Annotated in this window: 10 protein-coding genes; 9 read left to right on the forward strand and 1 reads right to left on the reverse strand. The window is 59.6% G+C overall.

The annotated features are described in order from the left end of the window. Window positions 1–144 precede the first annotated feature (144 nt). On the forward strand, window positions 145–1,413 hold the full coding sequence (locus tag AC1RQB_RS06610; protein WP_007899225.1) for a malic enzyme-like NAD(P)-binding protein: 1,269 nt from the start codon (window positions 145–147) through the stop codon (window positions 1,411–1,413). 251 nt (window positions 1,414–1,664) lie between these two features. Here AC1RQB_RS06610 and AC1RQB_RS06615 read toward each other — a convergent pair whose 3' ends face one another. After that, window positions 1,665–4,109: a penicillin-binding protein 1A gene (locus AC1RQB_RS06615; protein WP_404943054.1), complete on the reverse strand. Its 2,445-nt coding sequence runs from the start codon at window positions 4,107–4,109 to the stop codon at window positions 1,665–1,667. Window positions 4,110–4,327: 218 nt separating this feature from the next. Between AC1RQB_RS06615 and AC1RQB_RS06620 the strand changes: the two genes are divergently transcribed. From AC1RQB_RS06620 to AC1RQB_RS06655, 8 genes are all read left to right on the forward strand, one after another. Continuing rightward, window positions 4,328–5,392, forward strand: coding sequence for a pilus assembly protein PilM (locus tag AC1RQB_RS06620; RefSeq protein ID WP_063341822.1), 1,065 nt, complete (start codon window positions 4,328–4,330; stop codon window positions 5,390–5,392). Then, entirely contained in the window at window positions 5,392–5,958 is a 567-nt protein-coding gene (locus AC1RQB_RS06625) for a PilN domain-containing protein (protein WP_008067651.1), read from the forward strand. Before AC1RQB_RS06620 ends, AC1RQB_RS06625 begins: the two co-directional genes overlap by 1 nt. Beyond that, complete coding sequence (gene pilO / locus AC1RQB_RS06630; RefSeq protein ID WP_063341821.1) at window positions 5,955–6,578, forward strand: type 4a pilus biogenesis protein PilO; 624 nt, start codon at window positions 5,955–5,957, stop codon at window positions 6,576–6,578. The genes AC1RQB_RS06625 and pilO overlap by 4 nt, the downstream gene beginning before the upstream one ends. Beyond that, complete coding sequence (locus AC1RQB_RS06635; RefSeq protein WP_008067649.1) at window positions 6,575–7,102, forward strand: pilus assembly protein PilP; 528 nt, start codon at window positions 6,575–6,577, stop codon at window positions 7,100–7,102. Before pilO ends, AC1RQB_RS06635 begins: the two co-directional genes overlap by 4 nt. A gap of 13 nt (window positions 7,103–7,115) precedes the next feature. After that, entirely contained in the window at window positions 7,116–9,191 is a 2,076-nt protein-coding gene (locus tag AC1RQB_RS06640; RefSeq protein ID WP_063341820.1) for a type IV pilus secretin PilQ, read from the forward strand. Window positions 9,192–9,195: 4 nt separating this feature from the next. Next, window positions 9,196–9,714: a shikimate kinase AroK gene (gene aroK, locus AC1RQB_RS06645; protein WP_032830073.1), complete on the forward strand. Its 519-nt coding sequence runs from the start codon at window positions 9,196–9,198 to the stop codon at window positions 9,712–9,714. A 150-nt stretch (window positions 9,715–9,864) separates the two neighbouring features. After that, entirely contained in the window at window positions 9,865–10,965 is a 1,101-nt protein-coding gene (gene aroB / locus AC1RQB_RS06650; RefSeq protein WP_063341819.1) for a 3-dehydroquinate synthase, read from the forward strand. A 10-nt stretch (window positions 10,966–10,975) separates the two neighbouring features. Continuing rightward, on the forward strand, window positions 10,976–12,568 hold the full coding sequence (locus AC1RQB_RS06655) for an AAA family ATPase (protein ID WP_008067646.1): 1,593 nt from the start codon (window positions 10,976–10,978) through the stop codon (window positions 12,566–12,568). The last annotated feature ends 10 nt before the right edge of the window (window positions 12,569–12,578 follow it).

Below are 12,578 nucleotides of genomic sequence, written 5' to 3' on the forward strand. Positions count from 1 at the left end.
TCTATCCCTTGTGTTCCGTGGCTCTTGGCCCAAAGTCGTAGGGCCGGGCGCTTGACAGGGGTGACTGGTCAGTCTTGTGAGGACTTTGCGAGGCGAGTATCCTCGGCGGTCCGTCTGTCCAACAGTAAAAAGCGGAATGCCCCTATGTCTGATCTGAAAACTGCCGCTCTCGAATATCACGCCCATCCCCGTCCAGGGAAGCTGAGTGTCGAGCTCACCAAGGCCACCGCTACCGCTCGCGATCTGTCGCTGGCCTATAGCCCCGGCGTAGCCGAACCAGTACGCGAAATCGCCCGCGATCCTGAACTGGCCTACAAATACACCGGCAAGGGCAACCTGGTTGCAGTCATTTCCGATGGCACCGCGATTCTCGGCCTGGGTAACCTTGGCCCATTGGCTTCCAAGCCAGTTATGGAAGGTAAAGGCGTGCTGTTCAAGCGCTTCGCCGGCATCGACGTGTTCGACATCGAAGTCGACTCTGAAAGCCCGCAAGCCTTCATCGACACCGTCAAGCGTATCTCCATTACCTTCGGTGGCATCAACCTGGAAGACATCAAGGCACCTGAGTGCTTTGAGATCGAACGCGCTCTGATCGAGCAGTGCGACATTCCGGTATTCCACGATGACCAGCACGGCACCGCAATCGTTACTGCGGCCGGCATGATCAACGCCCTGGAAATCGCTGGCAAAACCCTGGCTGACGCCAAGATCGTCTGCCTGGGCGCCGGTGCTGCCGCCATCTCCTGCATGAAATTGCTGGTGAGCATGGGCGCCAACATCGAAAACATCTACATGGTTGACCGTACCGGCGTGATCCACTCCGGCCGTGACGACCTGAACCAGTACAAGGCTGTGTTCGCTCACGCGACCGAGAAGCGCACCCTGGCTGACGCGCTGGAAGGCGCTGACGTGTTCGTTGGCCTGTCCGGTCCGAACCTGCTGAGTGCTGAAGGCCTGAAATCCATGGCGGCCAACCCGATCGTGTTCGCGTGCTCTAACCCGGATCCGGAAATCTCCCCGGAACTGGCGCACGCCACCCGTAACGACGTGATCATGGCCACCGGCCGTTCGGACTACCCGAACCAGGTCAACAACGTACTGGGCTTCCCGTTCATCTTCCGTGGTGCCCTGGACGTTCGCGCCAAGCGCATCAACGAAGAGATGAAAGTGGCTGCCGCCAACGCCTTGCGTGAACTGGCCAAGCTGCCAGTACCTCAGGAAGTGTGCGACGCCTACGGCGGCATCAAGCTGGAATTCGGTCGTGAGTACATCATTCCGAAACCAATGGATGCCCGTCTGATCACCCTGATCTCTGATGCCGTAGCCAAGGCTGCGATCGAGACCGGTGTGGCGACCCTGCCGTATCCGAAGAACTACCCGCTGAAAAGCGTGGATGACGTGTTCAACGGCTAAGCCGTTGTAGCGCATCAACCAAAAGCCCCGGCTCTCGCGAGTCGGGGCTTTTTATTGCCTGCGGTATTTGTGGTTGATCGTTCCCACGCTCTGCGTGGGAATGCCTCAAGGGACGCTCCGCGTTCCAGCTCTAGAAAGGGACGCGGAGCGTCCCGGGCTGCATTCCCACGCAGAGCGTGGGAACGATCGGCAGGCAACAAAAAAGCCCCGCTCTTCTTTCGAAGGCGGGGCTTTTAGGTATTGCTACACGATCAGAACAAATCGATCGGCGCTGCCTCATCGGCTGGCAGCGGGCTGCCCGGTACATTGCCGTTGCTCAGCTCGTTAACCGACGGTGGTGTGTCTTCGGCCTTGAACAGTTCGAAGTAGGCACCTGGCGTACTTGGGGTGGCCGCGCGGCCGCTGATCGGGTCGACGCGCAGGCTGAGAATGCCTTCGGGTTCCGCTTGGGTGTGGGGCGGTTTGTCTTTGAGGGCCGCCGCCATGTAGTTCATCCAGATCGGCAAGGCAACGGTACCGCCGAACTCGCGTTTGCCCAGGCTTTCCGGTTGGTCGAAGCCGGTCCAGACGGTGGTCACGTAATCGGCGTTGTAGCCGGAGAACCAGGCGTCCTTGGATTCGTTGGTGGTACCGGTCTTGCCCGCGATGTCGCTGCGACCCAAGGCCAGTGCACGGCGGCCGGTGCCGAGTTTGATCACGTCCTCAAGCATGCTGTTGAGGATGTAAGTGGTGCGCCCATCGATGATGCGCTCGGCCACGGCCGGCGTTTGTGGCATTGGCTGGGCGCTCGGTGCTTCGCCTGGAGTAGCGTTGACCGTGAAGGTGTCAGAGGCCGGCATGGCGATGCCATCGCTGGCTACGGTGCCTTTCGGAACGCTCGGCGGGTTGGCGACAAATAGCGTGTCGCCGTTGCGGCTTTCGATCTTGTCGATGGTGTACGGGGTGATCTTGTAGCCGCCATTGGCGAAGGTGGCCCAGCCGGTGGCGATTTCCATTGGCGTCAGGGTCGCGGTACCCAGGGCCAGGGACAGGTTGCGCGGCAGGTCCTGCTTGTTGAAGCCGAACTTGCTGATGTAGTCGATGGTGCGGTCGACACCCAGCGCTTGCAGCAGGCGGATCGATACCAGGTTGCGCGACTTGTAGAGCGCTTCACGCATGCGGATCGGGCCGAGGAAGGTGTTGGTATCGTTCTTCGGACGCCAGACTTTGTCCAGGTACTCGTCGACGAACACGATAGGTGCGTCGTTCACCAGGCTGGCGGCGGTATAGCCGTTGTCCAGGGCGGCGCTGTAGACGAACGGCTTGAAGCTCGAACCCGGCTGACGTTTGGCCTGCATGGCGCGGTTGTAGTTGCTCTGCTCGAAGGCGAAACCGCCGACCAGCGAACGAATGGCGCCGTTCTGCGGGTCGAGGGAAACCAGCGCGCCTTGAGCCTGCGGAATCTGGCTGAATTTGAGCGAACCATCTGGCTGACGCTGCACGCGAATCAGATCACCGACCTGTGCGACATCCGACGGCTGCTTCGGATTGGCGCCCATGCTGTTGGTGTTCAGGAACGGACGAGCCCACTTCATGGTTTCCCAGGCGACGTGCTCTTCGCCGGTACCCGTGCGGGTCAACACCTGCACGCCGTTCTTGTCGACCTGGGTCACGATCGCCGGTTCCAGGCCGCTGATGATTCGCTGTTTGGTCAACTCCTGAGTCCAGGCCTCTCGGGTTTTACCCGGCAGGCGTGACTCGGGGCCGCGATAACCGTGCCGTTGGTCGTAGGTCATCAAGCCTTCATGAACCGCGGTGTTGGCCATCTCCTGCAAATTGCTCGGCACCGTGGTGGTGACACGAAAACCTTCGGTGTACGCATCGCTGCCATAACGGCCGACCATTTCGGCACGGGCCATTTCGGCGACGTATGGCGCGTTCACTTCCGGGGTAGGCACATGGTAGCTGGCGTTCAGCGGCTCATTGATCGCAGTGGTGTAGTCGGCTTCGGTGATTTTGCCGAGCTTATACATGCGCCCCAGGATCCAGTCGCGACGCTCTTTGCTGCGGGTCGGGTTGGCCAGCGGGTTGAAGCGCGACGGAGCTTTTGGCAGACCGGCGATCATCGCCATCTGCGCCAGGCTCACGTCACGAATCGACTTGCCGTAATAAACCTGCGCCGCTGCTTCGATGCCGTAGGCGCGGTTGCCCAGATAGATCTTGTTGACGTACAGCTCGAGGATCTCGTCCTTGGTCAACTGTCGTTCGATCTGCAGGGCCAGGAGGATTTCGGTGGTTTTGCGCGAGAAGCTGCGTTCGCTGGTCAGGAAGAAGTTCTTCGCTACCTGCATGGTGATGGTGCTGCCGCCGGACTGAATATGTCCGCTCTTTACCAGCTGGGTGGCGGCACGCATCAGGCTGCTGGGATCGACGCCGTAGTGGTTGGCGAAATTGTCGTCTTCAGCACTTAGTAACGCATTAATGAAATTGGGGGGAATGTCGGCGAAACGGATTGGCGTACGGCGCATTTCGCCAAATTCTGCGATCAACTTGTTGTCGCTGCTGTACACCCGCAAAGGAATCTGCAACTGAATACTTCTCAGCGCCTCCACAGATGGCAATCCGGGGCTAAGGTAAAGAAAAGCGCCGCTCAGACCCAGGAGCAGTCCGCAGAAAACGGCGACGATGGACCAACCGAGAAATTTCAGCAGACGAATCAAGGCTTTTGGATATCCAGGGTAAAAAATGAATTAGGCATCAGGGTTCAGGCTATACAGAGAATGACCCGCGCTTGCAGTGAAAGCGGAAAAAACGCTCAGCATTATAAGCATTTTTCCGTCGGGGGCGTCATTTGCGCTTCTGTCAAGACGGAGGGTATTGAACGCAATGGATATTACAGAGTCCGTAACTCACGGATAGTCATAGGGAATTGGTAGTGCTAGGACTCTTCAATAAAAAAGCCAATACGCTTCTGGGGATCGACATCAGCTCCACGTCGGTGAAGCTACTGGAGCTAAGTCGTCAAGGCGACCGGTACCGGGTCGAGGCCTATGCGGTCGAGCCGCTGCCTTCCAGCGCCGTGGTCGAGAAAAATATCGCCGAGCTCGAAGGGGTGGGGCAGGCGCTTGCGCGGGTGCTATCCAAGGCCAAAACCAGCGTCAGGAACGTGGCCGTCGCTGTGGCCGGTTCAGCGGTCATCACCAAGACCATCGAGATGGACGCCGGTCTTTCCGACGACGAGATGGAAAACCAACTGAAGATCGAGGCCGATCAGTACATCCCTTATCCACTGGATGAAGTGGCGATCGATTTCGAAGTGCAAGGCGTGTCGACGCGCAACCCCGAGCGGGTCAATGTGCTGCTGGCGGCGTGTCGCAAGGAAAACGTCGAGGTCCGTGAAGCGGCCCTGGCTCTGGCCGGGCTGACCGCGCGCGTGGTCGACGTCGAAGCTTATGCCCTGGAGCGATCGTTCGGCCTGCTGGCAACCCAGCTGGCCGCCTCTCAGGAGCGTCTGACCGTGGCGGTGGTCGATATCGGCGCCACCATGACCACCCTGAGCGTGTTGCACAACGGGCGGATCATCTACACCCGCGAACAATTGTTCGGCGGGCGTCAACTGACGGAAGAGATCCAGCGTCGTTATGGCTTGACGGTCGAACAGGCGGGGTTGGCGAAGAAGCAGGGCGGTTTGCCGGACGATTACGTCAGCGAGGTCTTGCAGCCGTTTCGTGATGCGTTGGTGCAACAGGTGTCGCGTTCATTGCAGTTTTTCTTTGCCTCTGGCCAGTACAACTCGGTCGATCACATCCTTCTGGCCGGCGGCACCGCCTCGGTCCCCGGGCTGGAGCGATTGATCGAGCAGCGACTGGGTACGCCGACCCAGGTCGCCAACCCTTTCTCCGACATGACCCTGAGCAGCAAGGTCAACGCCGGTGCCCTGGCGAGCGACGCTCCGGCACTGATGATCGCTTGCGGGCTGGCCCTCAGGAGTTTCGACTGATGGCGCGGATCAATCTTTTACCCTGGCGTGAAGAGTTGCGCGAAGGGCGTCGAAAACGCTTTTTACTGGCGTTGGTCGGTGTGTTGGTGGGCTCGGTGGGAGCGCTGCTGATTGCGGACCAGGTCATTAACAGCGCCATTAATCGGCAAGTCGCCCGTAACGATTACATCGGCAAGCAGATTGCCGTGGTCGACGAGCGGATCAAACAGATCAGCGATCTGAAGGCCCGCCGACAGCAACTCGTCGAACGCATGCGCATTATTCAGGACCTGCAAGGCAACCGGCCGATCAGCGGGAGGATTTTCGATCAATTGGCGCGTACCTTGCCGGACGGAGTTTATTTCACCGAAGTGAAAATGGTCGGCAAAACCGTGTCCATCACCGGCGCGGCGGAATCCAACAACCGGGTTTCGGATCTGATGCGCAATCTTGATGCCTCCGATTGGTTCGATGCGCCCAACCTCACGGAAGTCAAGGCGACCACCGCCGGTCAGCTGGATCAGGCCAATGTTTTTCAGTTGACCGTCCGTCAGACCCAGCCCGCGATTGTGGGGGGCGCTAAATGAAACCATCCGAATGGTTCGAAGGGTTGCGCCAGATCGACATCAACGATCTGGACACCAACAACATGGGTTCCTGGCCACCGGCGATCAAGGTCCTGGCGAGTGTGCTGCTGATGGTCCTGGTGCTAACCCTGGGCTACAGCTTCTTGATCAGTGACCTGCAAAACCACCTGGAACTCAGGCGCGAGGAAGAATCGACGCTCAGGGAGCAATTCGCGACCAAAGCCCATATGGCGGCGAATCTGGAGCTGTATACCCAGCAGATGAAGGAAATGGAAAACTCCTTCGGCATGCTTTTGCGGCAATTGCCCAGCGACACCGAAGTGCCCGGCCTGCTGGAGGACATCACCCGCACCGGCCTGGGCAGCGGCCTGGACTTCGAAGAAATCAAGCTGCTCCCGGAGGTCACCCAGCAGTTCTACATCGAGCTCCCTATCCAGATCACCGTCACCGGCGCTTATCACGACCTGGCCACTTTTGTCAGCGGCGTGGCCGGGCTGCCACGGATCGTCACCCTGCATGACTTCGACCTGGCGCCGGCTAATCCCGATGGCGGTCCGAAGTTGCGCATGAGCATCCTTGCCAAGACCTATCGCTACAACGACAAGGGGTTGCAGAAATGAGCCCGATTCGTTGCCTGTCGATGGTCATGTGTCTGGTCATCCTGGCCGGTTGTGGCGGCGACGCTGATTTCAGCGATCTGGACGCCTACCTGAACGAAGTGCGCCTGCGTGCCCCCGGCAAAATTGAACCAACGCCGACATTCCGGTCTTACCCGACATTCACCTATAACGCTGCCAACCTGCGCAGCCCGTTCTCCCGGCAGGTCAGAGTCGATCTGGCCGGTCAGAAGCACGGCTCGCGTAACGTCAAACCCGACCCCAACCGGGTCAAGCAGTACCTCGAAGGTTTCAACATCGAACAGTTTGAAATGGTCGGCACCCTCTCCAATGCAACCGGCTCCTTTGCGCTGCTGCGTGGGGCAGGCGGCGTGCATCGGCTGAAAGTCGGCGATTACCTGGGGCGTAACGATGGGCGGATCGTAGCCATCAGCGGTTCGCAAGTCGACGTGGTCGAAATCGTTCCTGACGGCGAAGGCGCCTGGCTGGAACGGCCGCGGACCATCCCTTTGAAAGAGCACTCATAGTGGAACTCGAATAATGAACAGGATTTTATCAACCTTCGGTATTTCGCTATGGATAGCGTTTCTGTCGCCGATGGTACTGGCGGCCAACCTCAAAGCGCTGGATGTCGCCGCGCTGCCCGGTGACCGTGTCGAGTTGAAGTTGTCGTTCGATGGGCCACCACCGCAGCCCCACGGTTACACGACAGAGCAGCCTGCGCGGATTGCGCTGGACTTGCCTGGGGTCACCAGTCAGCTGGCGAACAAGAATCGGGAACTGGGCGGCGGCAACGCCCGCAGCGCCACGGTCGTTGAGGCCAAGGACCGTACGCGTCTGATCATCAGCCTGACTCAATTGACGCCATACAACGCTCGCGTCGAAGGCAACAATTTGTTCGTGGTTGTCGGGCAAGGCGCCGGTAGCAAGGCGCCCAAACCTGCCGCCAGCGCACCGCGTGCAGCCATTGCGACGCCAGCGCCCGCCAGGGTCAATGCACCCGTGGGCAAAGCCATCCGGGGCGTGGATTTTCAGCGCGGCACCCAGGGTGAGGGCAATGTGGTCATCGATCTGTCGGATCCGTCCATCGCCCCGGACATCCAGGAACGCGATGGCAAAATCATCGTCGGTTTCACCAAGACCCAACTGCCTGAACGGTTGCGTGTACGCCTCGACGTCAAGGATTTCGCCACGCCGGTGCAGTTCGTCAACGCCAGCGCCACGGGTGATCGGGCCATCATCAGTATCGAGCCCAGTGGCGCCTTCGATTATTCGACCTATCAGACCGACAACAAACTGACCGTCAGCATCCGGCCGATGACTGTCGATGACCTGCAGAAGCGCAACACCGAACGCTTTGCCTACACCGGCGAAAAACTCTCGCTGAATTTTCAGGACATCGATGTGCGATCGGTGCTGCAACTGATCGCCGATTTCACCAACCTCAATCTGGTGGCCAGCGACACGGTGCAGGGCGGCATCACGTTGCGCCTGCAGAACGTGCCATGGGATCAGGCACTGGACCTGGTGCTGAAAACCAAAGGCCTGGATAAACGCAAGATCGGCAATGTGCTGCTGGTGGCGCCGGCTGATGAAATCGCTGCCAGAGAACGCCAGGAGCTGGAGTCGCAGAAGCAGATCTCCGAACTGGCGCCTCTACGTCGCGAGCTGTTACAGGTCAACTACGCCAAGGCCGCCGATATTGCCAAGCTGTTCCAGTCAGTGACCAGCGCCGAGGCGAAAATCGACGAGAGAGGGTCAATCACTGTCGATGAGCGAACCAACAACATCATTGCTTACCAGACCCAGGATCGACTCGACGAGCTGCGTCGCATCGTTGCGCAACTGGATATTCCGGTGCGTCAGGTGATGATCGAGGCGCGTATCGTCGAGGCCAACGTCGATTACGACAAAAGCCTTGGCGTGCGCTGGGGCGGTTCGGTGCAGAAGGGTAACTGGAACACCTCCGGGGTCAACGGCTCTTCGACCACCATAGGGACGCCGGGCAGCACCAGTACCAACTCGCCGTTCGTCGACTTGGGAACCTCTGCCAATACCTCGGGGATCGGCATCGCCTTCATTACCGACAATGTGCTGCTGGACCTTGAGCTTTCGGCCATGGAGAAAACCGGCAACGGGGAAATCGTCTCGCAGCCCAAGGTAGTCACGTCCGACAAGGAAACCGCGAAAATCCTCAAAGGCACCGAGATTCCCTATCAGGAAGCCAGCTCCAGCGGCGCCACCTCGGTGTCGTTCAAGGAAGCTTCGCTGTCCCTGGAAGTGACCCCGCAGATCACGCCGGACAACCGCATCATCATGGAGGTCAAGGTCACCAAGGATGAACCGGATTACCTGAACAAAGTGCAGGATGTACCGCCGATCAAGAAAAACGAGGTCAACGCCAAGGTGTTGGTTAACGACGGCGAGACCATCGTCATTGGTGGGGTTTTCTCAAATACTCAGAGCAAGGTTGTAGATAAGGTGCCATTTCTCGGTGATGTGCCGTATCTTGGCCGCCTTTTCCGGCGTGACGTGGTTTCGGAGAAAAAATCCGAGCTGCTGGTATTTCTCACTCCGCGTATCATGAACAATCAGGCGATTGCTGTGAGTCATTGATTCTGTGCGAAATTTGATTCTTGTTGGACCGATGGGGGCTGGAAAAAGCACCATCGGCCGGTTGCTGGCTAAAGAGCTGCGCCTGCCATTCAAAGATTCCGATAAGGAAATTGAATTGCGCACGGGCGCCAATATCCCGTGGATTTTCGATAAGGAAGGCGAACCGGGCTTTCGCGACCGCGAGCAGGCGATGATCGCCGAGCTGTGCGCGTGCGACGGTGTGGTATTGGCGACCGGTGGCGGCGCAGTGATGCGCGAAGCCAATCGCCGGGCGCTGCACGCCGGTGGTCGGGTGGTCTATCTGCATGCGTCGGTCGAGCAGCAGGTCGGCCGAACAGCTCGCGACCGCAATCGGCCACTGCTGCGCACCGCCGACCCGGCGAAAACCCTGCGCGACTTGCTGGCGATCCGTGATCCGCTGTATCGGGAAATCGCCGACCTGGTGGTTGAAACCGATGAGCGGCCGCCGCGGATGGTGGTGCTCGATATCCTCGAACGCTTGCAGCAGCTACCGCCCCGTTAATGCGCGGCGCGAAATGCGCTATCCTCGGCGTCCTGTCGCAGCCGCTCAAGGTTGTGGCAGCTGGCTACCGAATGGCGTCACACCAGCAGACGCCATGGAATTCGTAAACTCAAGGCAGGACGCCTGATTCCATCTTCACTGTGGGGACACATGCAGACACTCAAGGTCGATCTAGGCGAGCGCAGCTACCCGATTCATATTGGCGAAGGTTTGTTGGATCAGCCTGAGCTGCTGGCCCCGCATATCCGCGGGCGGCAGGTAGCGATCATCTCCAACGAGACCGTCGCGCCGCTCTACCTGGAGCGTCTGACCCGCAGCCTCGCGCAGTTCTCGGTGATTTCCGTGGTGCTGCCCGACGGCGAAGCCTTCAAGACCTGGGAAACCCTGCAACTGATTTTCGACGGCCTGCTGACTGCACGGCACGATCGCCGTACCACGGTGATCGCCCTCGGTGGCGGTGTAATCGGTGACATGGCCGGTTTTGCGGCCGCCTGCTACCAGCGAGGCGTCGATTTCATCCAGATACCAACCACGTTGTTGTCGCAAGTCGACTCTTCGGTGGGCGGCAAGACCGGGATCAATCACCCGCTGGGCAAGAACATGGTCGGCGCCTTCTATCAGCCCAACGTGGTGCTGATCGATACCGCCACCCTCAACACCCTGCCGCCCCGCGAACTGTCCGCCGGGCTGGCGGAAGTCATCAAATACGGGCTGATCTGCGACGAGCCATTCCTGACCTGGCTCGAAGAAAACGTCGATCGCCTGCGAGCGTTGGACCAGACCGCCCTGACTTACGCCATTGAACGCTCCTGCGCGGCCAAGGCTGCGGTGGTGGGTGCCGACGAGAAAGAGACGGGCGTACGTGCCACGTTGAACCTGGGCCACACCTTTGGCCACGCGATCGAAACCCACATGGGCTATGGTGTCTGGCTTCATGGTGAAGCAGTCGCTGCTGGCACCGTAATGGCTTTGGAGATGTCCGCGCGCCTGGGCTGGATCAGCGAACAGGAGCGTGATCGCGGTATTCGCCTGTTCCAGCGGGCCGGCCTGCCGGTCATCCCGCCGCAAGAGATGACCGAAGCCGATTTTCTCGAGCACATGGCAATTGACAAGAAAGTGATCGACGGTCGTTTGCGCCTGGTGCTGCTGCGCCACATGGGCGAAGCAGTGGTGACCGACGATTATCCGAAAGAGGTTTTACAGGCCACGCTGGGAGTGGATTACCGCGCCCTGGCTCAGCTTAAAGGTTAATAAGATCCCGATGACTAGTTTGCATGCCGACGAGGCTTTCCTCGGCCATTACCAGTTAAGTCATGACCCTTTCGCTCCACGGGTGCCTGGCTTCAAATTTTTCCCGGCCCAGCGCAAACCGGTGCTGGGGCAACTGCATCATCTGGCCCGTTACAGCCAGTTGTTGCTGGTGGTCACTGGCCCTCAAGGCAGCGGCAAAACTCTGTTGCGTCAGGCTCTGGTGGCCAGCACCAACAAACAGTCAGTGCAGAGCGTGGTGGTTTCCGCCCGTGGCGCCGGCGATGCGGCTGGTGTGCTGCGTCAGGTGGCTCAGGCGCTGAATGTCGAACAGGCCGAAATCGGCGCCATCCTGGCTCAAGTGGTACAGCTTGCCCTCACGGGGCAGGAAGTCTATTTGCTGGTGGATGATGCCGAGCAACTCGACGAATCCGCGCTGGAAGCCTTGCTGGCTTTAGCCGCGGGCGCGCCGGAAGGTCGCCCCCACGTGTTCCTGTTCGGCGAGTCCTCGCTGATTGCTCAACTTGACGCGCTGAGCCTTGAGGAAGAGCGTTTCCACGTCATCGAATTGCAGCCTTACACCGAAGAAGAAACCCGCGAATATCTGGATCAGCGTCTTGAAGGTGCTGGCCGGGGTATCGAACTTTTCACCGCGGATCAGATCTCTGATATTCACGAAAGCTCCGACGGTTGGCCTGGCAACATCAACCAGGTCGCCCGCGATGCAATGATCGAAGCCATGATTGCCAGCCGCTCAGCGGTGAAGCGTCCAAGTATGGGGTTCAACATGCCGAAGAAACACGTATTGGCGATTTCCGCCGTAGTCGTGGTCGCGGTAGCCGCCGCCTGGTTGATGCCGGGTCGCAGCAAAGCACCGACCACCGGCGCGCCTGCCAACGAACAGGCGCAACTGCCATTGGGCCAGGGCGCGCCACAAACTGACAGCAGTGGCGCTCCCGCCGTAGAGTTCGCCGGTAATTCACAACCGATGCCATTGCCGTTGGTCGGCAACTCGCAGCCGGTGATGCGTGGTCCGCTGGCCGAAGCGGCCGGTGGTATCACCGAAGGCGACGACGGCGTGCCGCTCGAAGGTTCCAGCGCTACACCACCAACCGTGACCACGACTGCGCCGCCTGCGGGCATCCAGCCGGGCCCGGCACCAACACCTGCCGCCAAACCGGTTCCAGCGCCGACTCAGGTCGCGACCGCCAAGCCAGCGCCAGCGCCTGCACCTGTTGCCAAACCGGCTCCAGCGCCCGCCAAGCCGGTCGCCGCCGTCAAACCTGCCGAGAAACCAGTCGCCGTGGCCAAAGCCGCCGGTGGCAGCTGGTACGCAGGCCAGGCACCGGGTAACTACGTGGTGCAAATCCTTGGCACCAGTTCCGAATCGGCCGCGCAAAGCTTCGTCAAAGAGCAGGGCGGCGAGTACCGTTATTTCAAGAAAGTACTCAACGGTAAGCCGCTTTACGTCATCACCTACGGTAGCTTCGCCAACCGCGATGCAGCCGTTACCGCCATCAAGGCCTTGCCAGCGAAGGTTCAGGCTGGTAAACCTTGGCCTCGCACTGTCGCCAGCGTCCAACAGGAACTGGCAACAACTCGCTGAAGATTCGGCG

It is taken from the genome of Pseudomonas sp. GW822-FHT02E03 (assembly GCF_058802325.1).

Excerpts from the sequence above, each read along its gene's own strand:
- AC1RQB_RS06610 (WP_007899225.1), top strand. The coding sequence starts at position 145 with ATGTCTGATCTGAAAACTGCCGCTCTCGAATATCACGCCCATCCCCGT.
- AC1RQB_RS06640 (WP_063341820.1), top strand. The coding sequence starts at position 7,116 with ATGAACAGGATTTTATCAACCTTCGGTATTTCGCTATGGATAGCGTTT.
- AC1RQB_RS06655 (WP_008067646.1), top strand. The coding sequence starts at position 10,976 with ATGACTAGTTTGCATGCCGACGAGGCTTTCCTCGGCCATTACCAGTTA.
- pilO (WP_063341821.1), top strand. The coding sequence starts at position 5,955 with ATGAAACCATCCGAATGGTTCGAAGGGTTGCGCCAGATCGACATCAAC.
- AC1RQB_RS06635 (WP_008067649.1), top strand. The coding sequence starts at position 6,575 with ATGAGCCCGATTCGTTGCCTGTCGATGGTCATGTGTCTGGTCATCCTG.
- AC1RQB_RS06625 (WP_008067651.1), top strand. The coding sequence starts at position 5,392 with ATGGCGCGGATCAATCTTTTACCCTGGCGTGAAGAGTTGCGCGAAGGG.
- aroB (WP_063341819.1), top strand. The coding sequence starts at position 9,865 with ATGCAGACACTCAAGGTCGATCTAGGCGAGCGCAGCTACCCGATTCAT.